Here is a 22,663-nt window from a genome sequence, read left to right on the forward strand (position 1 = left end):
ACCAATATGGCGTGGCTGGCGCGATCACATCAAGAGGGCACTGCGGGGCCCTGCGAGGAAGTCGAACGTGCACCGTACGGCCCTGCTTCGGTGGCCGCGGCACCACTCCCGGACGAGATTGGGCCGAGTGCCGTCAGTGTCCCCCACGAGAGGCCCGTATACCATGACTCCTGTCCATTCGCTCGCACTGGCCGTGGCCGGCGTCGCCCTGCTTGCCCCCGCGACGTTCCACAGCACCTCGTCCCAGGCCCGCGCGGAACAAGCGGCGAACTCCGTCAGCGCCGCCGACCTGCTGGCCGAGGTGCGTCACTGCGCCCCCGTCTCCCACGGCAACTACCGGAGCGACCAGGGCGTCCGCGCCACCATCCCGGTGTGCGGCACCCGTGACGCCGTGTTCTGGAAGGCCGACATGGACATAGACTGCGACGGACAGCCCGGTGTCCGTTGCAACACCCGTACCGACCCGTACTTCTCCACCTCCACCGCCTTCGCGCAGTCCGACGGCCGCCCGCTGAACTCCGAGACCCTGCCTTTTGTGGTGGTGCCGGTGCCGAGCGGGCTCTGGGACTACCGGGCGTACGGCGTCCGAGGCGGCTCGGTGGCGGCCGTCGTGTACCGCGACCGGGTGCAATACGCGGTCGTCGGCGACACCGGCCCCGCGGGCCTCATAGGCGAGGCGTCCTACGCGACGGCCGAAGCGCTCGGTATCGATCCCAACCCGCAGGGCGGCGGCACCTCCTCCGGTGTCACCTACATCGTGTTCAGGGACAGCCGGGTGACCCCCGTCGAGGACCGCCGGGCGGCGAGGAGGGCGGGGAGGAGCTCGCCCGGCAGTTCGTGAACGGCGACTGAGCCGAAGCCTCCTCTTCACACCTTCCGATACGTGTACGCGTCCGCCGCGGCGGCCTCCACCGCCGCGAGGTCCGCTCCCGTCCCCGCCGTGACCACCGCGGCCACCGCTCCCTCCACGAACGGCGCGTCCACCAGTCGGGTGTGCTCCGGGAGTTCGTCGCCCTCGGCGAGCAGCGCCTTCACGGTGAGCACCGCACTGCCCAGGTCGGCCAGGACGGCGACCCCGGCGCCGTCGTCGACGGACGCCGCCGCGGCGGCGACGAGTTCGGCGCTCGTACCGAGACCTCCGTCCTCCGTGCCGCCCGCCGGGGCGACGGCCACCGCGGTACCGGCGCCGGCCAGGCCCGTCGCCAGCTCGGCGACCGAGGCCGCCACCTGCGCGCTGTGCGACACCAGGACGATCCCCACCAGCTTCCCGTCACTCACCGGTTGCCTCCCCGGCTCCGGCGGGGGCGGAGACATCGGCAAGGCCGGCGATCAGCAGCGCCGCCGACGTGGCCCCGGGATCCTGGTGCCCGATGCTCCGCTCGCCCAGGTAACTGGCCCTGCCCTTGCGGGCCCGCAAGGGCGTCGTGGCCACCGCGCCCTCCTCGGCGGCGGCCCGCGCCGCGGCGAAGGAATCGCCGAGCGCGTCGACCGCGGGTACCAGGGCGTCGATCATCGTCTTGTCGCCCGGCGCCGCGCCCCCGAGCTGTCGGACCGCGTCCACTCCGGTGCGCAGCGCCTCGGCCAACTGCTGCCTGCTCACCTCTGTGGCCTCTCCGAGGGCCTTGCCGGTGCGGCGCAGCAGCGTCCCGTACAGGGGCCCGGACGCGCCGCCCACGGTGGAGATGAGCAGGCGCCCGGACTGGGTCAGGACCGCGCTGGGCGTGGCGGGCGGCTCCTTCTCCAGGGCGGCCCGCACCGCGGTGAACCCGCGCTGGAGGTTGCTGCCGTGGTCGGCGTCCCCGATGGGCGAGTCGAGGGCGGTGAGCCGCTCCGCCTCACGGTCGACGGACGCGGCGGTCACCCTCATCCAGCGGCGGAAGAATTCGGCGTCGAGCACTGGAACTCCTTGCGAAATAGGCACAGTGAACCCATACCCCGGTGTCCGTCACATGCCCCAGCGCAGCCCCGGGGTACTCACCGGCGCGTCCCACAGCCGCAGCAGCTCCTCGTTGATCTGGCACAGGGTGACCGAGGCACCGGCCATGTCGAGCGACGTCACGTAGTTGCCGACGAGGACACGGGCGACGGGGACACCACGCTCGCCGAGCACCCGCTGCACCTCGGCGTTGAAGCCGTACAGCTCCAGCAGTGGGGTCGCACCCATGCCGTTGACCAGGACCAGGACCGGATTGCGAGGGGTGAGGTCCTCGAGGACCGCGTCGACGGCGGCCTCGGCGATCTCGCCCGAGGTCATCATCGGCCGCCGCTCCCGGCCCGGCTCGCCGTGGATGCCGATGCCCAACTCCAGCTCCCCGGACGGCAGATCGAAGGTGGGGCTGCCCTTGGCGGGCGTGGTGACGGCGCTCAGGGCCACGCCGAAACTGCGGGAGTTCTCATTGACCTGCCGGGCCACGGCCTCCACGCGTTCCAGCGGCTGGCCCTCCTCGGCCGCCGCACCTGCGATCTTCTCCACGAACAGCGTGGCGCCGGTGCCGCGCCTGGCGGTGTAGAGGCTGTCGGTCACCGCGACATCGTCGTTGACCAGCACCTTCGCGACCTGGACGCCCTCGTCCTCGGCCAGTTCGGCGGCCATGTCGAAGTTGAGCACGTCACCGGTGTAGTTCTTCACGACGAACAGCACCCCGGCCCCGCTGTCCACGGCCGCCGCCGCCCGCACCATCTGGTCGGGCACGGGGGAGGTGAACACCTCGCCGGGACAGGCCGCCGAGAGCATCCCGGGTCCCACGAACCCGCCGTGCAGCGGTTCGTGCCCCGATCCGCCGCCGGAGACCAGACCCACCTTCCCGGCCACGGGAGCGTCCCGCCGGACGATCACCCGGTTCTCCACATCCACCGCGAGCTCGGGATGAGCCGCCGCCATCCCGCGCAACGCGTCCGCGACCACGGTCTCCGACACGTTGATCAGCATCTTCATGGGTGCCTCCTAGGGAGCTTAGCAGGTGGGTCTTCCACCTGCGTTTTTGCTGGTCAGAGTAGGTAGGGGAAGTTCTCGATCTTGACGGTCCGTGGCGGCCGGAAGCGGGCTGTGGCGGTACTGATGCTGACTTAATGCTGACTTTGGTGACGGTCCGTCAGGTCTGCTGGGTGGTTGGATGCGGGTCGGCTGAAGTCCTCTTGTCTGAAGTATTGACCTTGCAGGAGCGAAGGTCACGTACGCGGGCGCTCAGGTGTGCCCGGGAGGTGGGACGGCCCGCCGCCTGCGCCGTGCGGGGGGCGATGAGGGTGGGGCCTGCGCGGCCGACGCGGCGGTGCCGGGGAGAGGCTCTGCCGTGAAATTCAGGAAAAGAACGCTCCAATCTCTCGGTGACCCGGTGTGTGAAAACCTCGGCTCCGACGATCCCGGCAGCTCATCGAAACCGAAATGCTTCCTTTATCGGTCTGGCATGTACATCACTAAATTCTTCGCTGGGTCAGCATGAACTGGGTACACGACGGCTCGCCCCGGCACCGTCGGGTGGCCGACGTCCTTGAAACGATGCAGGCCGAGCCGCACGGCGGTCCTGCTCAGCCCCGGAGTCCTTCCGTAGGCTCATCGACCACCGGATGAGTCCTGTCGACGCCCTCACCAGGGGGCCGAACCGGCTGACCGCGCTACGCCTGCTCAATCAAGCACTCGTCCGGGAAGGTTTCGAAGCGTTCTACGCTGCCGATGGACACTGCTGTCTCCGCCACCTCGGGACGAAGACCGTCCCGGCCCTGGCGGCACACCCGCACCGCCCCTTTACTGTTGCAGAGGTGCATCGCTGTGCCGACCTTGCCACGTGCCTCGACGGGTGCAGTGAGGACGAGCTCATCGAGAAAGCGCTGCTTCCACTGTCGGCAGGGTTGCGTCTTCTTGGTCAACTCCGTACCTGGGACTGGTGATGCAGATATGGGGAGCCACCCCGCATGCGCGGGGACCACGCGAACGACGGCGGCACTGGGGGCATGTCGTCGGGGTTATTCCTGGATGCGCGGAGATCACGCCTCGAACATGATCCAGTTGTTCTGGAACTGGATCGGCCGGACCCAGGAGGAGATCGAACAGGCCCGCCGGGACTGGATGGAAGGCACCCGCTTCGGCGAGGTGAAGGGCTACGACGGCGCTCCGCTGCCGGCCCTCGAGCTGCCGCCAGTGCCGCTGAAGCCGCGCGGAAGGGTGCGTTGATCTGCGGAAACGCCTGAGCGTCGGTGGTCGGCGGGGGAGAGCTCGTCGGGCACCGACGCTCGTTCTCCGGCTGCTCGCGGGGGGCGGCTGGGTGTGCCGCAGGCTCGGTTTCCGGTGCTGGGCGATTCCAGGGTCTGGCTGTCTGTGGGCAGCTGTGGCAGGACTCTTGCTCACCCTTTGCTCACTCTACTGACAGGTCATCAGGTGTCGGCAGGGGGTATGTGTCTTACCTTCGGGGCGGTGGGTGGCCATTGCAGGCTGGGTGGCCACCGGACGGATTCCGACCTGACGAGCGAGTGAGTCACACTCTGGTACGGGGACTTGGTGCTCGGCTTGGCGTCTTGTGGAAGTTCCACAAGGTGAGTGGCCGTAGTGGTGAGCGTTCCTGGACTGTTTCCTGGATGGGCATGTCGTGAGCCGTTTTCAACCTCATGCTGATGCGTGGTGAAGGACGAGGACGGCCTTCACGATGTCGGTGATGCGGTTCGTGCTGCACCGGAGCTTCCGCAGCAAGCGCCACTGCTTCAGGGCAGCCATGGCCTGCTCGCCCAGCGCGCGGATGCGCGCGTGAACCCGATTGACGGCCCGCTGACCTGAGGAAAGCCGCTCCCACTTGCCCCGGAAGGGCACCCTGAAGTTGCCTCCGGCGCCCTGGTAGCCCTTGTCCGTCCAGCAGGCCAGACCCGCGGCGGTAAGGGCGTCAATGATGCCGTGGGTGCGGGCGGCCTTGATGTCGTGGAGGGCGCCGGGCAGAGCTGGCGAAGCCCACAGCAATCGGCCGCGAGGATCGGCGAGGACTGGCACGTTCATCCGTGCTTCTCATGCTTCCCGGAATAGAGCGGGCGGTCAGCGGATATGCGGTCGATCGGCAACAGGCGTGCCGTCCACGATCACATACGCCTTGGGCGCTGCCGCCTTCACCGCGGCAGCCAGGTCCGGGGCGAGCACGGCCGGCACGTCGACGGCTTCGGCGACGTACCGGTAGGCGGTGGTCGTGCCGACACCGAACCCGGCCGCGAGCTGGGCATTGGGGGTGCCCCGGCCGGAGGCTGGGGGAGTGTGCCCGCACCGCAGGTGGGCCAGCGCGAGCAGTTGGTCCGCCCGCTGAAAAAACAAGCAGTTCACGGCCGGAGGCATTCGCCCTGTGGGTCGAAGCAGACGAGACCGTGCTCACGAGCCAGCGAGGCGGCGTACTCGGAGACTTCCTCAGCCGTGCCGTAGGACATGAGCAGGTACACGACCGGACCTGATGCCTCATTGAGGATCGGTGACGACGCCCACACGGCACTGCGGTCGACGTCGTTTGGGTATCGCTCCACGAGCGCTTCGACGTAGGCGACGATGCGTGGCGCCGGGGGCATGACGTCGTCCGACTCGAGGTAGCGCTCGTACAGCTCGTCGTAGGTCGCGCCCGCTTGATGATTGTCGAGTGGACGTTCGCCGTCCCACACGGCAAGGTCATAGCTCACAGGCGAATCGTCGCAGGTAGCGGTTCCGCCGGGGTCAGCAGGCCCTGGGACTGCGTCAGCCGCCAAGTGATCCGTGAGAGAACTCCTGAGCGGCGGCGTCAGCGAGCGGTCAGCCGCCGCGAAGGCCCCACTCGTCGAGGCCGCCGTACACGTGAGCCTCAAGGCATCGAGGTGCGTCAAGGCCGACGGCCTCGCCGCGGTAGATGGCGATGAGCGAGTTCTGGCCGCGCCACCAGGTGTCGGTGATGCCCTGCACTTCAGGTATCGGCTCGTACCCGTTCAGATCCAGGGACTCGACAGCATTTCCGGTGATCTTTGTGACTGTCTTGGCCCAGCGTCCCGCGTGGAAGGCCAGCGCCAACGATTCCACCCATCCGTCCGTGCTGGCGTGCAAGGGTGTCCAGCGGTAGGCATCGATCCCGAACTCGCCTTCAGGCCCGATCATGAATCCGTAGGCCATGGACACCCGGCAGCCCCCGGCCGGGAACGACCAGCCTTCCGCGGCCGAGCCCTCGGGACGGTCGGCGGTCAGGATGTGCGGGCCGCCCTCGTAGAACGGGGCTGGCGGCAGGGCGAGGCCGCCCCAGCGGGCCTGGAAGGCCGAGGCCCGGTCGATCTCCGCAGCGGGGATCCCGTGCCCGAGCCATGCGTCGCGGTGGTGCCGGATGCCCTGCCGGGGGACATGGATGCCGTGCACCTCGACGAAATTCCGGGCTCTGCGGCTCAGGTCACTTGGTGCGGCGGGGCCGGCGATACGGAGGTGTCTGCCATCACCGCTGCTCGCTGCCGTCGGAGTGGAGCACGGCCGCGGCGATCTCCCGCACGCGGTCCAGGGTGATTCCCTTGCGCTGCTCGACTGCGAGGGGATGGGCGGTGGGCTCGAGCTCGACGTAGGGTCGCTCGCCGACCGGGCGGGTGTGGACGTTGGTCTTCAGGTTGAGGGTCGTGGGCGAATAGACCTGCAGCTCGGTGGTGAGCCAGCCGAAGTGCGGCTTCTCGGATTCGCGGCCAGGGGTGTCCCACAGGTCCGCGGCGCGGGAGAAGTTCTCACGGCTGAGCGAGACCCAGACTCCCCAGGAGAACACCTCGTCGCTGCCGAGGACCGGTATCTCGATCAAGCCCTTGACGAAGTAGTGCTGCCCGCGCACCACGCACTGGTCGGACGAGAGCAGGCAGTCGTCGGCGTCGGCGAAGGCCGGATCCCACACCGCCGGGGCCTCGGCCGTGTAGTTCATCGGCAGCTCGTGGTGGTGCGCACCGCAGCGAGAGCAGGTGAATCCGTGATCACTGGTCATGTCGCCGAGCCTAGTGACGGGCTCGATGCCACCGCGGTCGGGAGCCCATCAGCGCGATGAGGACATTGCGCGGCTCGTGACGGGCCGACAAGAACGCTCAGGGACCGCCCACAGCGCTCACTCATAGGAGGGAGCGTCCATCAGGCTTTCCGGGCGCGGCGGTGAGGACGGCAGCGGAGCGCGCGACCAGCGGACGGGGTTGCCGTCGGGGCCGTCGGTGAGCCAGGAACCGTCGCCCAGGGGCACCAGTTCGTACGGGTTGGCCGTCTCGACGGCGATCTCGCCGCTGAGCGTGCCCGTGCGTACGTCGATCAGGTGGTGGCGGAACCACTCCTCCTCGTCCTGGCCCTCACCGCCCAGGGTGACGACGGCCAGGTCCGGTGTCAGGTAGCCGCCGCTCCATTCGACGAAGGTCTCCTCCGGGTCGAACCCGAAGGCTTCGACGGGCAGGGTGAAGAGTACGTCCCCGCTGGGGTGGTGGTGGAAGGCGACGTCCGCCTGCCCGTGGTCGACGGTCATGAACTGCTGCCCGTCCGGCGCCAGGTCGATCAGGCAGCGATCCCGCCACGGGTACGTCACGAACTCCGCCTCGCCGTCGGCCCCGGCCGTACCCCGAAGAATGACGGAACCGTCCTGGCCCTCACCGATGTCGAGGTAGATGCTGCCGTCCACGGGGTGCACGTGGTGGCCGGCGCCGTGCCCGACGGTCTCCATCTCCCGGCGGGCGAGGACCGCCCCGCTGCCGGCGTCGTGCACGACCCACTGGTCTCCGCCCCCGCGTCCCGCCATCGCGTCCGGCCGGTAGACCCACACGGTCCGGCCGTCCGCGGACAGCACACAGCCAGGCCGGTGGCCATGAGGCCGGTCGAAGTGTGGCTCGAAGTTCGATGCCCACACCAGGTCATCGGCGCGCGTGAGGCAGACGAGGCCGTTCAGTGTCGTATACACGACTCGTTCCAGATCGGGCCGGACTGCCGCTTCCACGACCTCGTCGCCGGGCCGCGGCTGGAACACCGCGGCGGGCTCCAGCGCCCCGAGAACGCCGGAGTCCACCACGTAGGCACGGATCCACCCGTCGTGGTGGCGTGTGATCACCCTCGGTTGCCGCGCAGAAATCATCCGCTGAGGCTAACGCGCGGTCCAGGCCGGCTGAGACCCGGGATCGGTGGGCGCGATGCCTTCCAAGGCGACCGCCTCCAAAGGAAAGGGCCGATCCGGTGACCGGGCCGACTGGCGCGCCCAGTCGCGCCCGCAAGTGACAACAAGCCTGCCCATATGACAACCAACGTGCTTTGGCTCAATGGCGGCGTGAGCCGAAGCCCGATGGCTGTCACTACCGGCGGCCGCTGACCTGCGGCTCCAGGGTGACGAGACATGGTGGTTGTCACCGAATCGGCGCGTTACTTGTCACCGACTACGGATTCGGGTCGGCGAGCGGCGTTCTGGAAGGGGCGGGGCGGTCGGATTCGAACCGACGTCCTCCGAGATGCTGTCGCGGCGCACTACCTCTGTGCTACGACCCCGCCTTGCTGGTGATCATAGTCCCCACCCACGGCGACGGACAGGGGGCAACACAGCTGTCGAGGCCGCCACCAGCACTCCTGTCCTGTCGCGTTGAGCTTGTCTGCGGATCTTGTGCCGAGCTGCGGAGTTGCCGGGTCGAGTGAGAACACCCGGCGCGGGAATCTCAGGGCATCTGGCTTCTGCGGAATCCGGGGCTGCGAGCCGAGTCGTCGCCGGACCGTCAGGAGGAACCCGTCCTGGACCTGGAGCAACGTAGGCTCACGGGCTGTGAGCCACATGGATGAGGTCGGGAAGACGCGCTACCTGGTCCTTCATGACTATGGGATGGGAGGCCTGTGGTGGTGGGTGCGGGCGGGATCTGCCGAGGAGATCGTCAGTGCCTGCGCCGAAGTCGAGGTGATCGCGGACCCGGACGCGGTGAGACGTGCCGAGACGTGGGGCCTGGGAGTAATTGTCAAGACTTGTGGGTGAGTTGAGGTTCAGGCGGCTTCGAGGTCCTCGACGAGGTGGCCGTTTTCGAAGCGGGCGCCGGAGCGGACGAGGGCGACGAGGTGGGGTGCGGTGACCGCCCGCCAGCGGGCCTGGGCGGCCTCGGCGAGCTTGAACACCATCGTCAGGGCGGCGGCCGGGCTGCCCGCTCCTCGGGTGACCTTCGTCCGCAGCCTGATCGTGGAGAACGTCGACTCGATGGGGTTCGTGGTCCGCAGATGGATCCAGTGCTCGGCGGGGAAGTCGTAGAACGCCAGGAGCTCGTCCAGGTCGTCGGTGACCTTCTTCACGGCCTTGGGCCACTTCGCCTGCGGGTGCCGAAAACCCCGTCCATGGCCTGCGACGTGCAGGTTCTCGTGAACCGCCGTCGGCCGCGGGACAGGTGTGCCAGGCTGACCAATCGTGCTGCTGCGACTGCCCTCCCTCGCCGTGTCGAGCGTGTTCGCCTTCATCCGGCCGCTGCCGATGAGCGAGGCCGACAAGGACCTCGAGATATTGACGCTGCGCCACCAACTGGCGGCCCCGCAGCGGCAGACCGGCAGGCCCCGGGCCACCCCGGCGGACCGTGCTCTCCCTGCCGCACTCCTCCACCGGTTGCCTCGCGCCCGGCTGCAACAGCCCCACCCGACCGTCTCCCCTGCGACGATCCTCCGGTGGCACCGCGCCCTCATGCGCCGTCGCCACGCCGCTGTCTCCCGACGTAAGCGTCCCGGCAGACCGCCCACCCGTCGCTCTCTCCAGGCTCTCGTCCTGCGCCTGGCCCGGGAGAACGGGCGGGTGGGGCGACAGACGGATCCACGGCGAGCTCGCCGTGCCGGGCATCGAGGTCGCGCCCCCGGCCGTGGGGGAGATGCTGCGCACGCAGGGGATCCAGCCCGCCCCCGAGCGCGACCGCCAGACCTGGGCCGCCGCCCTGCGCGGCCGGGCCCACGCGATCCTGGCCTGCGACTTCTTCACCGCCACCACCCCGAGCGGCGCGCCCGTGTAGGTCTTCGCCGTCATCGAGCACGCCGACCGCCGCATCCGCATCCTGGGTGCGACGGCCCATCCCACCGCGGCCCGGGTCACCCGGGCCGCCCGGAATCTCGTGATGGATCTTCAGGACGCGGGGGCCACCGTCACGCGCTTGATCCGGGACCGCGACAGCAGGTACACCCGGGCATTCGACGCCGTCTTCGAGGCCGAGGGCTTCGAGATGGTCACCACCGGTATCCGCGTTCCCCGCATGAACTCGATCATGGAACGCTGGGTGCAAAACTGTCGGCACGAGCTCCTCGACCGCACCTTGATCTGGAACCTGTCCCACTTGCTCCCCGCGCTCGGCGAGTTCGAGTCGTTCTCCAACGAGCACGGGCCGCACCGCGCCCTGCACGGCGCAGCGCCGCTTCGGCCGGCCCCGAACCCATCACCGACTCCACCCGGCTCGGCCACCTCGACATCCGCCGACGAGACCGACTCGGCGGCATCCTCCACGCGTACACGCATGTCGCTTGACCTGCGAGGACGTAATAATCGGCACTCGCAGGATGCGACTTACGCGCTCAAACGAGCGGCATGTGAACACCGGAGGTCGAGATGCTCCCCCTTTTCCGAGGGGTATGTGCCGCCCGGCCGGGCGGTCGAGGGGTCGTGTCCACGACGTGGCGCAGGCGATCAAGCCCTTCGTGTTCCGGTGCGCGGGCCGTGGCGGTCTCCGGGGAAACGTCAGCCCGCGAAGCGTCCCGTTGAGACGGGTCGGACACTCGATCCGGCGGAGCCAACCGTCCCCCACCAGCGGATTCCGGCACTTTGCTCTCCTGCACCACCTGGTGGGACACCATCTCGGTGGGCAGACACGCGACGAACTACCGACAATCTTTCAGTCCGCCGCGACCAGGTCTTTCAGCGGCCTCCCTCGGCCAGCGCCTTGATGCCGCCCAGGGTGGCCTCCATCCCGGCGCGCAGTTCCTTCAGCCGGAAGGCAATGATCTTCTCCTCCCGGTCCGGCCGGTGCTCGATGGCCAGGGTGATCCCGTTGCGGCCCGGCCCGACGAGGGCCGACTGCCGCAGCAGGGTGTCCCCGCCCTCGGCCTCGAGCTCGTAGCGCCAGGACGCCAAGGACTTCGCCGGATCCAGCGTCGGCACTCCGAACCGGCCGTCCGCATCCGTGACGGCCCAGGCGAACACCCTCTGCTCGTCCACCTCGACCACATGGGAGACGGTCCGCCACTCGCCGAGCTGGGGGTGGTGGTTGTAGCCCTCGAAGCGCGCACCCACCACGGGTCGGTCCGCGCCGTCGAGCCATGCGACGCGCTGCAGCTCCGGGCTGAGCCGGGCAGGCAGACGGATGTCGGTCACCAGCTCCCAGACCTGCGACACCGGTGCCTCGACACGAACGTCACAGCGCACACTCGGACCATCGGCAAACCGCACGTCGTTCGTCCCCCTCGAGGTCGGAGCCTCCGATCATCCCAACTCGCCCCCTTTCACAACAGGGTCGAGTTCGTTTCGCTCACCTTATCCGGCCCTTGACCCCGGTGCGCCGCTGCTTGACGCACAACGGACCCGAGCCGAGCCGTTGTTGGTCTCGGATCTGCAGCGCCTTGACACTGCCCGGCCGCGGTCGGGAGAACACCACCGGGCGACCCGTGCACTGAGGAGACGCGCCGACCGAGCGTGACCGATCCTGGAGGCATGAGAGTCCTGCGGTGCTCTCGTGACCTCCTTTCGGGGCGGCGGGGACCGGCCATCCGGCAGCGCCGCATCCCTCACAACGCGGACAACTACGAGCACTTCACCGAGACGCTCTGCCGCCGAATGGTAACCGCGCCCGTCTTCTGGCCCAACGGCAAGGCATACCTGTTCACCGGCGGCCAGTACTACCGCTATGACCCCGCCACGCAGCGGGTGGATCCGGGCTATCCGAAGCCGATCGCCGGCAACTGGCCGGGTCTGTGGGGCGATCGGATCGACGCGGGTATCGTCTGGCCCAAGGGGCAGGCGTACTTCTTCCGCGACAACCAGTACATGCGCTACGACATCGCGGCGGACAAGGTCGACGCCGGCTACCCATTGCCCATCGGACCGAACTGGCCCGGCCTGCCGGGCCGAGTCCGCTGACAGCCGCAGTTCCTCGAGACGCTCGAGGTCGTCGCGCACCGACTCCCGCTCCTCAGAGGTGAGGTGGACCGCGGCGGCCTCGGCGAGCGCGGACGTCGTGGTCTCCTCGTCACCGAGGCGCCGACGACATCCGCGCGCAGCACGAGGAGGCGAAGCGCCTTCACCGGTTCCTCCCGGGGTTCGCCGACTGGCCGTCAGCTCGGTCTCTGCTGTTGTCTCGAGGGTGTCGGGCGCTGTACCCAATATCGAAGAGACGCGTACGAACGGGAAACGACGCGTCGATCAGAGGGGCGGCGCAGCACATCGGAAAGGGAGCCCCTGACCGACTCGCCTACCCACCGGCCCCGGGCACGGTGACGGCCAGGCCGGTGCGGCACCGCACCGGCCTCAGGCCCGGGGCTCCGGTGCGATCTCCGAGATCAGGCCCTCGATCCGCTTCCTGATCTCGTCCCGGATCGGCCGGACCGCCTCGCCTCCCTCGCCGCCCGGTTCGCCGACCTGGCCGAACAGGCCCGTACCGCCGCCGACAACAAGAGGGCCTGCCCGTGACCCGCACCGAAGCACCCGCGACCCCCGGCGCGGAAACGTCGATGCCGCGAAGATGTCGACACTCGACCGCTTCCTCGCCGTCTGGATCCTGCTCGCCATGAGCCTGGGTCTCGGTCTCGGCCGCGCCGTTCCCGGGCTGAACGACGCCCTGGCCAAGGTGGAGATCGGCGGCATCTCCCTGCCCATCGCCGTCGGCCTGCTGATCCTGCCGTCCCCGCTCGGCCCGCTCTTCGGCGACGTCCAGGCGTGGATCGCGGGCATCTCGCCCACGGCGGCGCCGGAGAAGCTCACCCAGACCTCCGGCGCGACCGCTGAGACCGTCGGCAGCCTCGGTTCCTGGCCGTCCCTGCCGCCGGTCGCCGGGTACACGGCGGCGCTGCTCCTGAGCGCGGCCGGGGCACTCCGCGGCCGGGACGTGTGACCACCGGCGTCGAATCGTCCGTGATGGTCCGGGGCGAGACCATGGAATCCCCTTCGCGCAAGGAGTGACCCATGAGCGACCGTTCCCCCACCGTGCTCGCCGGCCTGGACGGCATCCGCCCGTACCTCGAGGACACCTACAGGGACCTGCACCGCCATCCCGAGCTGGGGCTGCGGGAGCACCGCACCGCGGGCAAGGGCGCCGCGGCCTTGCGGTCGTTCGGCTACGAGGTCACCGACGGCGTCGGCGGAACCGGGGTGATCGGGGTCCTGGTCAACGGGGACGGCCCGACCGTCATGGCCCGTGCCGACATGGACGCCCTTCCGGTGCGCGAACAGACCGGCCTGCCCTACGCCTCCACCGCGACCGTGACCGCCCCGGACGGCACCGAGCAGCCCGTCATGCACGCCTGCGGACACGACATGCACGTGACCTGCCTGCTCGGCTCAGCGCGGCTGCTGGCCGGGAACCGGGACGGCTGGAGGGGCACCTTCGTGGCGCTCCTGCAGCCCTCGGAGGAGAACGGCGACGGAGCCGACGCCATGATCGCCGACGGGCTGACGTCCCGGTCGCCCCGGCCCGACGTGGTGCTGGCACAGCACGTGCTGCCCTATCCGGCCGGATACGTCGGCACCCGCACCGGGCCGTTCCTGTCGGCGGCCGACAGCCTGCGCATCACCGTCCACGGACGCGGGGCGCACGGTTCCATGCCCCAGGCCGCGGTGGACCCCGTCGTGATGGCCGCGATGATCGTCGTACGTCTGCAGACCGTCGTCTCCCGGGAACTGGCCGCCACGACCCCGGCCGTGGTCACGGTCGGCAGCATCCACGCGGGTACCGGCCCCAACGTCATCCCCGACAGCGCCGTCATCGAGCTCAACGTGCGCACCTACGACGACGCCACGCGCAGCCACGTCCTGGACGCCGTCGACCGGATCGTCCGTGCCGAGTGCGAGGCGTCCCGCTCGCCCAAGGAGCCCGAGATCGAGCGGACCGCATCCTTCCCGCCCACCGTCAACGACGAGGCGACGACCCGACGGGTCGCCGAGGCGTTCGCCGCGCACTTCGGGGACGACGCGCACACCATCGACCTGCAGACCGCGAGCGAGGACATGAGCGAGATCCCCGGGGCGTTCGGCGTGCCGTTCACCTACTGGGGCATCGGATGCGTCGATCCCGCCCGCTACGCCGAGGCCGCCCGCGAGGGCACCCTCGCCCAGGACATCCCCGTCAACCACAGTCCCGCCTTCGCCCCCGTCGTCCAGCCCACCCTGGACACCGGCGTCCGCGCCCTGACCGTGGCCGCCCTCGCCTGGCTCGCCGCCCCACCCGCGTCTCGGCCATGACCCGCCGGACCGGCCCTACGGCACCCCGAGTTCGAACAGGACGTATCCCGCGTACGACCCGGAGGCCAGCGCCGCCGTCCCCAGCACGGTGGCCAGCGAGGGCAGCCGGAGGCGGCGCACGGCCAGCGCGAGCGGGATCAGGAGGGGGAACAGAGGGAGGAGATAGCGTGAGACGTTGCCGAAGTACTGCTGGGTGCCCATCACCATCAGGTAGGACAGCACCGTGTACACGACGAGCACGGCGGGTGGTCGCAGCCGGACCAGCAGCACGGTGAGGACCGGCACGAGCAGGACCACCCCGACACCGATGACGTCCTCGAAGGGCATCGCGAACAGATAGTCGAAACGGCCCACGAGGACCGAGGTCAGGACGTCGAGGCTGTGCCGGCCGTAGTCGAATGTGTGGCCCCACGCACCGTCCTGGAGCTTGCTGTACCCACCCCAGTCGCCCATGCGATGGCCGACCCAGCCGAGGTAGCTCCGGCCCGCTCGGCGATCACCAGCAGTTCGGTGTCGAAGAACCACCCCGGTCCTCCACCAGCGGCAGCAGCCGCTCGGCGACGTCCCGGCGTACGGCCTTGAAGCCGCACTGCGCGTCGGAGAACCCCACGGCGAGGGTGCCGCGCAGCAGGCCGTTGTAGCAGCGGGAGACGATCTCCCGCTTCGGGCCACGCACCACCTGGGAGCCGCGCGCCAGCCGGGTGCCGATCGCGAGGTCCGAATGCCCGGAGATCAGCGGGGCGACGAGCGGCAGCAGAGCCGCGAGATCGGTGGACAGGTCCACGTCCAGGTACGCGAGCACCGGGGCCCGGGAGTCGGACCAGGCGGTGTGCAACGCCCGTCCGCGCCCCTTCTCGGCCAGCCGGATCCAGTACGTGTCGGGCAGTTCCCGGGCCAGCCGGGCGGCGATCCGCAAAGTGGCGTCGGTGCTCGCGTTGTCGGCGATGGTGATCCGGAAGGAGTACGGGAACGTCTCCGCGAGATGCGTGTGGAGACGCCGGACGCACCGCTCCAGATCCTCCTCCTCGTTGTGCACGGGAACGACCACGTCGAGTACGGGCTCCGGGGGTCCGTCGTCGTCGCTCTCGCTTTCGCTGGTGTCCGGCGGCGTCGTACGACGCGGCAGGAGCGCGGACGCGGCGGGAGTATCGGCCGCGTTGGCAGCGGCGGGTGTGCGGCGGCCGGTCGGCAGCGACCGCCTGGCGGGTCTCATGGCGGGTTCACGGTCCCTTTCCGGCATACGGCATGAACCCTTTTTCTGAGGTGGGCATGCCAATTCGCTCGTGAGGATGGTCGGGGTGGAGGTCCCGGGGCCGAACGGCGCCCCGGGCGGGGGAGTGCGGTGCCGTGCGGCGCTGCGGCTACCCGCTTCCCGCCGACTCGAGGCCGGCCGAGAAGGAGGGTGAGTACGGGGGCTCGGAGGTGGGTGGGGGAGAGGCCGGCACCGTGGTCACGGGTGGTGAGGAGGGCACCGACGTCCGCTCGCTTTCGCTCGTCGTGGCGGGCGGCGAGGTCGAGGCCGGCGCGCTGCTCCCCGGGGCGCCGGTGGCGGTGCCCGTGGTGACGGGCGGGCTCATGGGCGGGTGGGAGGTGCGGGGAGCGGAGCTCGTCGCCGGCGGAGTGGGCGTCGGGGTCACCGGGGGCGGCGTCGGGCTGGTCGCGGGCGGCGGACGGTGATCGGCGGGGGGCTGGGAGCCGGAGCCGAGGCCGGGCAGCAGGGCGAGTCCGACGCTGAGCCCGGCCACCGCCAGGGCCGAACCGCCCGCCCGCCGCAGTATCCGGGACCGGTGGCGGGCCCGGATGCCCTGGTGCAGCCGCTCCCGTTGCTCGGAGTCGAAGGGGGTCTGCTGCCGGAGACCGCGCATCATCCGCGTCAGCTCCCGCTCGAAGTCGTCCATCGGTTCTCCCTTCACCCCACGGGCCTGACGGCGTCGGACAGGATCTGCCGCAGTCGCGCCACACCCCGCGACGCGTGGGACCGGGCGGTGCCCACCGGGCAGCCGAGGGCCTGCGCCACCTGGGCCTCGGGCAGGTCCTCGCAGTAGCGCAGCACCACCGCGGCCCGCTGCCGGGGCGGCAGCAGGGCCAGCGCGGCCTCCAGCCGCGAGCGCTCCGCCACGACCGACGACACATCACCCGGCTCGGGCCGGTCGGGCAGCTGCTCCACCGGACGCTCACCCCACCAGCGCCGCCGGGCGGAACGGGCCGCCATCCGCACGAGCACCTGACGGACGTACGCGTCCGGCGCCTGCTCGGCGACCTTCGGCCAGGCGAACCACAGCTTCACCAGGGCCTCCTGCACCAGGTCCTCGGCACGCTGCCGGTCGCCGCCGGTGAGCAGACGCGCGACATGGAGCAGCGCCCCCCAGCGGGCAGCCACGAACTCGTCGAAGCCGTCTGCCCGAAACCGCTCCATCCCCACCGTCCTGTCCGGCCAATCCCCTACACCAGGACAAAGACACTGGGCCCCGCCCCACGATGCACCCGGGCCTTGTGATCCACCTCACCCCGGACAGGCGAAAGGGCGGGTCACGAGCTCCACGACCGCGTGATGCGATCGGTGAACCCATGAGCCGCCCAGGAGTGCGCACGGGGCGCAGGACGGTGCCGGACAGGTCAGCCTTCCGTACGGTCGCCCTTCGGCTTGCCCCGCTGGTCGGGGGTGCCGTGCGGCGGCGGACTGAACGGCTGCGGCGAGGTGGCGGGTGAGACGGGGGAGCCCGTCCGGCCCGCGCCCTGCTCTGGGCGCAGCGCCTCCGGGTCGCCGGACGTCGGCTCGGCACCCGCGTGCAACTGCTCCAGTCGGGCCGTCAGCAACTCGGTCACCGGGAGTCGGCCCCCGTGCGAACGCTCGTAGGCCAGAAGTTCCTCGACCTCGTCCGCGGACAGCGCGCGCACACGGCTCTCCAGGCTGCCGATCGGCAGATGGTCGTAATCGGGCAGCGGCAGGGTCTCGCGTGCCGGGTCTGCCATGATTCTCACTTCCCTGTTCACGGTGACTGCGGTGGACCACGGTGGCGCTCGCGGCAGGGGGGCGGCGTGGCCGCCGGTGGTCAGCGGTGCCCCGGCCCACCACTGCCGAACGCGCCGCTGCCGCCCTCGTCCCAGCGGGGCCGTTCCTGCGAGGTGCTGGCGCGGCTGCCGGAGCTGCCTCCGTGCAGGTCGTGCGGCATCAGACGGTCGTCGCTTCTGGGCATCTCGTCGGGCTCCCGGTGTTCCCGGGCCTCGCGGACCGGGCCCTCTTCGGGCATCGAGGGCTGCTCGTCGGGGCGTGGCCGGGGCGAGTCACCCCGCCTGACCCTTTTGCTGCCGAACGCGAACAAGCCGATCAGCAGGCCCACGACCAGCACGGCCGCCAGAACGAGCCCAATGCCCATGACGCCGCGGTTCGCGGCGAGGTCGGCTGCTTCCGTCCACGGGGTGTTCATAGCGGTGTTCGTCATGGCTTGCGAGTACCCCTGGTCCCCCCGGTGAACCCGCCGGGCCGGCCCTTGGGAACGGCGTGTTTCACCGGCCGCGGCAATGGCTACCCGCGCTGAGTGACGACGACATCCGATCAGGAGCTGTTCCGGTTCCTCGAGGACCGCTTCGCCTGCGCGCAGGCATGCACGGAGTGTGCGCGGGCCTGCGCGGTGCGGGCCAGTCTCGTGGACCCGGACGGCGGCGGGAACCAGGAAGTGGTACGACGCAAGGGCATCATGTGCGCGGAGGTGTGCGACGCGACTTGCGGTGTGCTGTCCGAGGACAGCCAGATGGACGAGACGGCCATCCGGCTCCAGGTGGAGTGGTGCCGGCAGGTGTGCCTGGAGAGTGCGCACGCCTTCGACGGACATCCCGGCGCGGAGAAGACCGCCGAGGCGTGCCGGGCGTGCGCGCGGGCCTGTACGGACTTCCTCACCACGCTGAACTGACGGGCGGCGCGCGGGTCGCCGATCGGAGCGCGCTCTCCGTTCCCGATGTCCGCAACGCGTTCTGCCGTGTGCGCCGACAGGACCGGCCTCGGGGAGCCTGGAGGCGACGCCGTGCAGCTGGACCACACGCCCGGGCAGCGGCGGCTGCGCACCGCACCGGGCTCCCACTTCGCCGAACTGGTGCCCGGCAGCGTCCCCACCCGACCCGGCCGCCCAGAAACGGCTCTCCCGGGAGACCGTCCGGCGGCTCGGCGACGGCGGCTGCCTCGGGTGGTCACCTACCGGGGCATCACCTACCGAGGCCGGCTGAGAGTGACGGCGACTGTCCGCCGACGCGCGGTGACGTCCGGCACCGTACAAAATCGGGCGAGACGTCGCCATACTGGACGGACCAGGGGGAGGGTGCGTGGGACATCGACGGGGGCGGGAGATGGGGGACAGCAGGCTGATCCATGGCCGGTACCGGCTGCTCGATCCGATCGGGCGGGGCGGCATGGGGGAGGTGTGGCGGGCACGCGACGAGTCACTCGGCAGGCAGGTCGCCGTGAAGTGCCTCAAACCACTGAACGCCCACCACGACCACGCCTTCAGCCGGGTACTGCGTGAGCGGTTCCGGAGGGAGGCCCGGGCGGCGGCGTCCCTGCAGCACCGCGGGATCACCGTCGTGCACGACTTCGGCGAGTTCGACGGAGTGCTGTATCTGGTGATGGAGCTGCTGCAGGGACGTGACCTCAGCCGACTCCTGGAGGACAACAAGCAGCACCCACTGCCGGTCGACGAGGTCGTGGAGATCGCCGAGCAGGTCGCCGCCGCCCTCGCCTACACCCATGACCAGGGCATCGTGCACCGGGACCTGAAGCCCGCGAACATCGTGCGGATCGCCGACGGCACCGTGAAGATCTGCGACTTCGGCATAGCCCGCCTCGGCCACGACATCGGGTTCACGTCCCGGTTGACCGGCACCGGTGTCGCGATGGGCACGCCGCACTACATGTCGCCGGAGCAGATCAGCGGCACCGAGGTCGACCGGCGCAGCGACCTGTACTCCTTCGGCTGCGTGCTCTACGAGATCGCCACCGGGGTACCCCCGTTCGACCTCGACGACGCGTGGGCGATCCTCGTCGGCCACCGTGACACCCCGCCCCGGCCGCCGCGCGGCCACCGCACCGAACTGCCCGAGCGGCTGGAGCGGATCATCCTCGACCTGCTGGCCAAGGAGCCGGGCCGGCGCCCCGACAGCGCACGCGAACTGGCCCGCCGGGTTGGCGCACTGCGGACCGCGCCGACGCGGCTGCCGGTGCCGACCGCGGTGACGGCCTGGCCGGAGCCCGCGGGCCCGCCCGGTGCGGGCGAACGCGCGGTCCTGCCGCCCCCGGCAGCCCCGGCGCCCGAGCCCGTGGCGCGTGCGCCGCGGCTGCCGTCCTGGACCCGCGGCATGACCAGCGGCCGCAAGGCGACCGTCACCGGAACGCGCACCACGCCCCCGGATCCGGCGGCCGGACTGTCCGGCGAGTGGATCGCCCACCCCGCGACCGGCCGTGACGAGCCGCTCCCGCCGGGGGAGCGGCCCACCCCGTCGCCGGAGGCCCTGACCGCCCTGGCCGGACGGCACAACGCGGGCCTGAGCCTCGGCCGCCTCGGCCGCTGGGCGGAGGCGGGGGAGGTACACCGCGCGGTCGCCGCGGAGCGCGAACACCTCCTCGGCCCGGAGCACCCCGACACCCTCGCCAGCCGCTACGAGGTCGCCTTCACCCTCAGCCGCACCGGCCGCGCGGCCGACGCGCTGCGCGCGTACACACAGGTGGCCGAGGCCCGTATCCGCGCGTTCGGGCCCGACCACCCCGACGCCCTGGCCGCCCGCCAGGAAATGGCGTACGTCATGGCCCAGTCGGGCCGGCCCTTCGACGCCCACCAGGTCTACCTGTCGGTGCTCTCGGCCCGCGAGCGCACCATGGGGGCCGAGCATCCCGACACCCTGCGCTGCCGGCACAACCTCGCCTTCAACCTCTCCAGGCTCGGACGCCTGGAGGACTCGTACAGCATGGCGTGCGAAGTGGCCGCCGCCCGCGCCCGGGTGCTCGGCCCCGAACATCCGGACACCCTGGTCACCCGCTACGAAGTCGCTTACACACTCGGACAGTTGGGTCGGTGGAGGGAGGCCCTGGAGACCTACCGCGAGGTCGCCGGGGCCCGCGCGCGGGCTCTCGGCCCGGACCACCCCGACACACTCGCCGCCCGCTACGAGACCGGCATCGGCCTGGGCCGGCTCGGTCACACCGCACAGGCCCTCGACCTCTATCGCGGCCTGGTCGACGACCGCACCCGGGTCCAGGGCCCCGCCCATCCCGAGACCCTGCGCGCCCGGCACGGCCTGGGCGTCAACCTCGGTCGGCTCGGCCGCTGGACGGAGGCCCTCGCCGAGTCCCGCGCGGTGTGCGCCCTGCGTGAGGGGGTGCTCGGCGCCGACCATCCGGACACCCTGGTCAGCCGCCGCGAGGTCGCCGTCGGTCTGGGCTGGCTGGGCCGCTGGGCGGAAGCGCTCATCGAGTACCGCAGGGTGGCCGCCGGCCGGGAACGCGTCCTCGGCGCGGACCATCCCGACACTCTCACCGCCCGCAACGACGAGGCCCACTGCCTGGAGCAGCTCGGCCACGACGCCGCGGCCGCCGAGCTGCACCGCGAGGTGGCGGCACTGCGGCGGCAGCGGGCCGTGGGCGGAGTCTGACGGGCCCGGCGGGGTGGTGCGACGCCGTGGCCGACGACCCCCGCTGTCTGGTCGGCCCGGATCTCCACGTGTTACGAAGACCCACATGAGCACAGACGTGGGAACCCGGACGTACGACGCCGTCATCGTCGGCGGAGGTCACAACGGTCTCGTCGCCGCCGCCTATCTGGCCCGAGCGGGACGCTCCGTCCTGGTGCTGGAGCGGCTGGACCGTACGGGCGGGGCGGCGGTGTCCAGCCGGCCGTTCGCCGGTGTCGACGCACGGCTGTCCCGGTACTCGTACCTGGTCAGCCTGCTGCCCCGGAAGATCGTCCAGGACCTGGGGCTCGACTTCCGGGTACGCACCCGCACCGTCTCCTCCTACACCCCCGTCGAACGCGACGGGCGGCCCACCGGGCTGCTCGTCGGCGGTGGAGAGCGGCGCACCCGCGAGGCGTTCGCCCGCCTCACCGGGTCCGAACGCGAGTACCGGGCCTGGCAGCGTTTCTACGGCATGACCGGCCGCGCCGCCGAGCGGGTCTTCCCCACCCTCACCGGGCCGCTGCCCACCCGCGAGGAGCTGCGTGGCGCGATCGACGACGAAGAGGCCTGGCGGACCCTGTTCGAGGAACCGATCGGTGTCGCCGTCGAGGAACACTTCACCGACGACCTCGTACGGGGTGTGGTCCTCACCGACGCCCTCATCGGCACCTTCGCCGACGCCCACGACCCCACGCTCCAGCAGAACCGCTGCTTCCTCTACCACGTCATCGGCGGCGGCACCGGCGACTGGGACGTGCCGGTCGGCGGCATGGGCGCCCTCACCGACGCGCTGGCCGCCGCCGCGCGCGACGCGGGCGCCGTCCTCGCCACCGGTCACGAGGCAGTACGGATCGACACGGACGGACGCACGGCCGAGGTCACCCACCGTACGGCCGACGGCGAGGGCGTCACCGCCGCCCGGCACGTCCTGGTGAACGCCTCCCCGCGGGAGCTGGCGGCGCTGACCGGTGATACACCTCCCGCCCCGGCCGAGGGCGCCCAGCTCAAGGTGAACATGCTGCTCAAGCGGCTGCCCAGGCTGCGCGACAGTTCCGTCGACCCGCGCGAGGCGTTCGCCGGGACCTTCCACATCGCCGAGGGATACGGGCAACTGGCCGCCGCGCACGCACAGGCCGCCGTCGGTGAACTGCCCGCCGCGCCGCCCTCCGAGATCTACTGCCACTCGCTCACCGACCCGACGATCCTCGGCCCGGACCTCGCCGCCCAGGGTTACCAGACGCTCACCCTCTTCGGTCTGCACACCCCGGCCCGGCTGTTCGAACGGGACAACGACGCCGTGCGGGAGGAGCTGTTGAAGTCGACGCTCGCCCAGCTCGACGCCCATCTGGCCGAACCGCTCGCCGACTGCCTGGCGACCGATGCGGACGGGCGTCCGTGCCTGGAGGCGAAGACCCCGCTGGACCTGGAACGCGACCTCGGGCTGCCCGGCGGGAACATCTTCCACCGCGCGCTGTCCTGGCCCTACGCCCAGGACGGCACCGGCCGGTGGGGTGTGGAGACCCGACACGCCAACGTCCTGCTGTGCGGCGCGGGCGCGGTGCGCGGTGGCGGGGTGAGCGGGGTGCCGGGGCACAACGCGGCCATGGCGGTGCTGGAGGCGGGCTGACGGGGCGGGCTGACGGAGG

General features: G+C 70.8%; 20 protein-coding genes, 1 tRNA gene and 9 pseudogenes. 10 read left to right on the forward strand and 20 right to left on the reverse strand.

What is annotated here, in order from left to right:
• Positions 1-163: 163 nt before the first annotated feature.
• A complete protein-coding gene (locus WJ438_RS35650) occupies positions 164-841 on the forward strand; it encodes a glycoside hydrolase family 75 protein (RefSeq protein ID WP_406728849.1) in 678 nt (225 codons plus the stop codon).
• A gap of 26 nt (positions 842-867) precedes the next feature.
• Here the strand turns inward: WJ438_RS35650 and WJ438_RS35655 are convergent, their stop codons facing one another.
• The 4 genes from WJ438_RS35655 to WJ438_RS35670 all read right to left on the reverse strand — a co-directional run bounded on the left by WJ438_RS35655 (position 868) and on the right by WJ438_RS35670 (position 3,864).
• A complete protein-coding gene (locus WJ438_RS35655; protein WP_406728850.1) occupies positions 868-1,278 on the reverse strand; it encodes a PTS-dependent dihydroxyacetone kinase phosphotransferase subunit DhaM in 411 nt (136 codons plus the stop codon).
• On the reverse strand, positions 1,271-1,897 hold the full coding sequence (gene dhaL / locus WJ438_RS35660; protein ID WP_406728851.1) for a dihydroxyacetone kinase subunit DhaL: 627 nt from the start codon (positions 1,895-1,897) through the stop codon (positions 1,271-1,273). Before dhaL ends, WJ438_RS35655 begins: the two co-directional genes overlap by 8 nt.
• Before the next feature lie 48 nt (positions 1,898-1,945).
• A complete protein-coding gene (gene dhaK, locus WJ438_RS35665; protein ID WP_406728852.1) occupies positions 1,946-2,935 on the reverse strand; it encodes a dihydroxyacetone kinase subunit DhaK in 990 nt (329 codons plus the stop codon).
• A 677-nt stretch (positions 2,936-3,612) separates the two neighbouring features.
• Positions 3,613-3,864: a hypothetical protein gene (locus WJ438_RS35670; RefSeq protein ID WP_406728853.1), complete on the reverse strand. Its 252-nt coding sequence runs from the start codon at positions 3,862-3,864 to the stop codon at positions 3,613-3,615.
• A 139-nt stretch (positions 3,865-4,003) separates the two neighbouring features.
• On the opposite strand from WJ438_RS35670, the pseudogene WJ438_RS35675 reads away from it, so the two are divergent.
• Positions 4,004-4,168 (forward strand): annotated as a pseudogene (locus tag WJ438_RS35675) (pirin family protein); the annotation flags it as partial.
• A gap of 429 nt (positions 4,169-4,597) precedes the next feature.
• On the opposite strand, the pseudogene WJ438_RS35680 reads toward WJ438_RS35675, so the two are convergent.
• The 6 genes and pseudogenes from WJ438_RS35680 to WJ438_RS35705 form a co-directional block, all read right to left on the reverse strand.
• Positions 4,598-5,260: pseudogene (locus tag WJ438_RS35680) on the reverse strand (transposase family protein); the annotation flags it as partial.
• A 29-nt stretch (positions 5,261-5,289) separates the two neighbouring features.
• Positions 5,290-5,637: a hypothetical protein gene (locus tag WJ438_RS35685; protein WP_406728854.1), complete on the reverse strand. Its 348-nt coding sequence runs from the start codon at positions 5,635-5,637 to the stop codon at positions 5,290-5,292.
• Between the two features lie 109 nt (positions 5,638-5,746).
• Positions 5,747-6,334 carry a hypothetical protein gene (locus WJ438_RS35690; RefSeq protein ID WP_406728855.1) on the reverse strand — a complete coding sequence of 196 codons (588 nt, stop codon included), beginning with the start codon at positions 6,332-6,334 and terminating at the stop codon, positions 5,747-5,749.
• A 73-nt stretch (positions 6,335-6,407) separates the two neighbouring features.
• On the reverse strand, positions 6,408-6,872 hold the full coding sequence (locus tag WJ438_RS35695) for a DUF2199 domain-containing protein (RefSeq protein WP_406729910.1): 465 nt from the start codon (positions 6,870-6,872) through the stop codon (positions 6,408-6,410).
• A gap of 177 nt (positions 6,873-7,049) precedes the next feature.
• The gene (locus WJ438_RS35700; protein ID WP_406728856.1) at positions 7,050-8,051 is read right to left on the reverse strand and encodes a hypothetical protein; all 1,002 of its coding nucleotides are present in this window, start codon (positions 8,049-8,051) and stop codon (positions 7,050-7,052) included.
• Positions 8,052-8,382: 331 nt separating this feature from the next.
• A tRNA-Leu gene (locus tag WJ438_RS35705) sits at positions 8,383-8,457 on the reverse strand.
• A gap of 266 nt (positions 8,458-8,723) precedes the next feature.
• Between WJ438_RS35705 and WJ438_RS35710 the strand changes: the two genes are divergently transcribed.
• Complete coding sequence (locus WJ438_RS35710; protein ID WP_406728857.1) at positions 8,724-8,927, forward strand: hypothetical protein; 204 nt, start codon at positions 8,724-8,726, stop codon at positions 8,925-8,927.
• 8 nt (positions 8,928-8,935) lie between these two features.
• On the opposite strand, the pseudogene WJ438_RS35715 reads toward WJ438_RS35710, so the two are convergent.
• A pseudogene (locus WJ438_RS35715) lies at positions 8,936-9,253 on the reverse strand (transposase); the annotation flags it as partial.
• A 94-nt stretch (positions 9,254-9,347) separates the two neighbouring features.
• Here WJ438_RS35715 and WJ438_RS35720 point away from each other — a divergent pair.
• A pseudogene (locus WJ438_RS35720) lies at positions 9,348-10,439 on the forward strand (integrase).
• 387 nt (positions 10,440-10,826) lie between these two features.
• Here WJ438_RS35720 and WJ438_RS35725 read toward each other — a convergent pair.
• Positions 10,827-11,333, reverse strand: coding sequence for an SRPBCC family protein (locus WJ438_RS35725; protein WP_406728858.1), 507 nt, complete (start codon positions 11,331-11,333; stop codon positions 10,827-10,829).
• A 408-nt stretch (positions 11,334-11,741) separates the two neighbouring features.
• On the opposite strand from WJ438_RS35725, the gene WJ438_RS35730 reads away from it, so the two are divergent.
• A complete protein-coding gene (locus WJ438_RS35730; protein ID WP_406728859.1) occupies positions 11,742-12,044 on the forward strand; it encodes a hemopexin repeat-containing protein in 303 nt (100 codons plus the stop codon).
• A gap of 3 nt (positions 12,045-12,047) precedes the next feature.
• On the opposite strand, the pseudogene WJ438_RS35735 reads toward WJ438_RS35730, so the two are convergent.
• Together WJ438_RS35735 and WJ438_RS35740 are read right to left on the reverse strand one after the other, a co-directional pair.
• Positions 12,048-12,211: pseudogene (locus WJ438_RS35735) on the reverse strand (VOC family protein); the annotation flags it as partial.
• Between the two features lie 220 nt (positions 12,212-12,431).
• Positions 12,432-12,536: pseudogene (locus tag WJ438_RS35740) on the reverse strand (phosphotyrosine protein phosphatase); the annotation flags it as partial.
• A gap of 53 nt (positions 12,537-12,589) precedes the next feature.
• Here WJ438_RS35740 and WJ438_RS35745 point away from each other — a divergent pair.
• Both WJ438_RS35745 and WJ438_RS35750 read left to right on the forward strand, forming a co-directional pair.
• Positions 12,590-12,813, forward strand: a pseudogene (locus WJ438_RS35745) (arsenical-resistance protein); the annotation flags it as partial.
• A 272-nt stretch (positions 12,814-13,085) separates the two neighbouring features.
• Complete coding sequence (locus tag WJ438_RS35750) at positions 13,086-14,360, forward strand: amidohydrolase (protein WP_406728860.1); 1,275 nt, start codon at positions 13,086-13,088, stop codon at positions 14,358-14,360.
• A 15-nt stretch (positions 14,361-14,375) separates the two neighbouring features.
• On the opposite strand, the pseudogene WJ438_RS35755 reads toward WJ438_RS35750, so the two are convergent.
• The 6 genes and pseudogenes from WJ438_RS35755 to WJ438_RS35780 all read right to left on the reverse strand — a co-directional run.
• Positions 14,376-14,837, reverse strand: a pseudogene (locus WJ438_RS35755) (hypothetical protein); the annotation flags it as partial.
• Positions 14,810-15,573: pseudogene (locus WJ438_RS35760) on the reverse strand (glycosyltransferase); the annotation flags it as partial. The pseudogenes WJ438_RS35760 and WJ438_RS35755, both read right to left, overlap by 28 nt.
• A 148-nt stretch (positions 15,574-15,721) precedes the next feature.
• Positions 15,722-16,258 (reverse strand): cellulase, encoded by a 537-nt coding sequence (locus WJ438_RS35765; RefSeq protein WP_406728861.1) that lies wholly within the window; start codon positions 16,256-16,258, stop codon positions 15,722-15,724.
• Positions 16,259-16,269: 11 nt separating this feature from the next.
• Positions 16,270-16,776 carry a SigE family RNA polymerase sigma factor gene (locus tag WJ438_RS35770; protein WP_406728862.1) on the reverse strand — a complete coding sequence of 169 codons (507 nt, stop codon included), beginning with the start codon at positions 16,774-16,776 and terminating at the stop codon, positions 16,270-16,272.
• Between the two features lie 200 nt (positions 16,777-16,976).
• The gene (locus WJ438_RS35775) at positions 16,977-17,333 is read right to left on the reverse strand and encodes a hypothetical protein (RefSeq protein WP_406728863.1); all 357 of its coding nucleotides are present in this window, start codon (positions 17,331-17,333) and stop codon (positions 16,977-16,979) included.
• Between the two features lie 80 nt (positions 17,334-17,413).
• Positions 17,414-17,803: a DUF6479 family protein gene (locus WJ438_RS35780; RefSeq protein WP_406728864.1), complete on the reverse strand. Its 390-nt coding sequence runs from the start codon at positions 17,801-17,803 to the stop codon at positions 17,414-17,416.
• Positions 17,804-17,899: 96 nt separating this feature from the next.
• Here WJ438_RS35780 and WJ438_RS35785 point away from each other — a divergent pair, with 96 nt between their 5' ends.
• The 3 genes from WJ438_RS35785 (at position 17,900) to WJ438_RS35795 (ending at position 22,644) form a co-directional block, all read left to right on the forward strand.
• Positions 17,900-18,271, forward strand: a complete 372-nt coding sequence (locus WJ438_RS35785; protein ID WP_406728865.1) for a ferredoxin — start codon at positions 17,900-17,902, stop codon at positions 18,269-18,271.
• A gap of 430 nt (positions 18,272-18,701) precedes the next feature.
• Complete coding sequence (locus WJ438_RS35790; RefSeq protein WP_406729911.1) at positions 18,702-20,996, forward strand: protein kinase domain-containing protein; 2,295 nt, start codon at positions 18,702-18,704, stop codon at positions 20,994-20,996.
• A gap of 85 nt (positions 20,997-21,081) precedes the next feature.
• Positions 21,082-22,644 (forward strand): phytoene desaturase family protein, encoded by a 1,563-nt coding sequence (locus WJ438_RS35795; RefSeq protein ID WP_406728866.1) that lies wholly within the window; start codon positions 21,082-21,084, stop codon positions 22,642-22,644.
• The last annotated feature ends 19 nt before the right edge of the window (positions 22,645-22,663 follow it).

Origin of the sequence: Streptomyces sp. GD-15H (genome assembly GCF_045291515.1) — a bacterium.
In the GTDB taxonomy this organism is placed as follows: Bacteria; Actinomycetota; Actinomycetes; order Streptomycetales; family Streptomycetaceae; genus Streptomyces.

Bases quoted from the DNA above. Each gene is read 5' to 3' on its own strand.
- WJ438_RS35650 (WP_406728849.1), top strand. From the start codon at position 164: ATGACTCCTGTCCATTCGCTCGCACTGGCCGTGGCCGGCGTCGCCCTG.
- dhaK (WP_406728852.1), bottom strand. From the start codon at position 2,935: ATGAAGATGCTGATCAACGTGTCGGAGACCGTGGTCGCGGACGCGTTG.
- WJ438_RS35695 (WP_406729910.1), bottom strand. From the start codon at position 6,872: ATGAACTACACGGCCGAGGCCCCGGCGGTGTGGGATCCGGCCTTCGCC.
- WJ438_RS35700 (WP_406728856.1), bottom strand. From the start codon at position 8,051: ATGATTTCTGCGCGGCAACCGAGGGTGATCACACGCCACCACGACGGG.
- WJ438_RS35730 (WP_406728859.1), top strand. From the start codon at position 11,742: ATGGTAACCGCGCCCGTCTTCTGGCCCAACGGCAAGGCATACCTGTTC.
- WJ438_RS35750 (WP_406728860.1), top strand. From the start codon at position 13,086: ATGAGCGACCGTTCCCCCACCGTGCTCGCCGGCCTGGACGGCATCCGC.
- WJ438_RS35765 (WP_406728861.1), bottom strand. From the start codon at position 16,258: ATGGACGACTTCGAGCGGGAGCTGACGCGGATGATGCGCGGTCTCCGG.
- WJ438_RS35770 (WP_406728862.1), bottom strand. From the start codon at position 16,776: ATGGAGCGGTTTCGGGCAGACGGCTTCGACGAGTTCGTGGCTGCCCGC.
- WJ438_RS35775 (WP_406728863.1), bottom strand. From the start codon at position 17,333: ATGGCAGACCCGGCACGCGAGACCCTGCCGCTGCCCGATTACGACCAT.
- WJ438_RS35780 (WP_406728864.1), bottom strand. From the start codon at position 17,803: ATGACGAACACCGCTATGAACACCCCGTGGACGGAAGCAGCCGACCTC.
- WJ438_RS35790 (WP_406729911.1), top strand. From the start codon at position 18,702: ATGGGGGACAGCAGGCTGATCCATGGCCGGTACCGGCTGCTCGATCCG.
- WJ438_RS35795 (WP_406728866.1), top strand. From the start codon at position 21,082: ATGAGCACAGACGTGGGAACCCGGACGTACGACGCCGTCATCGTCGGC.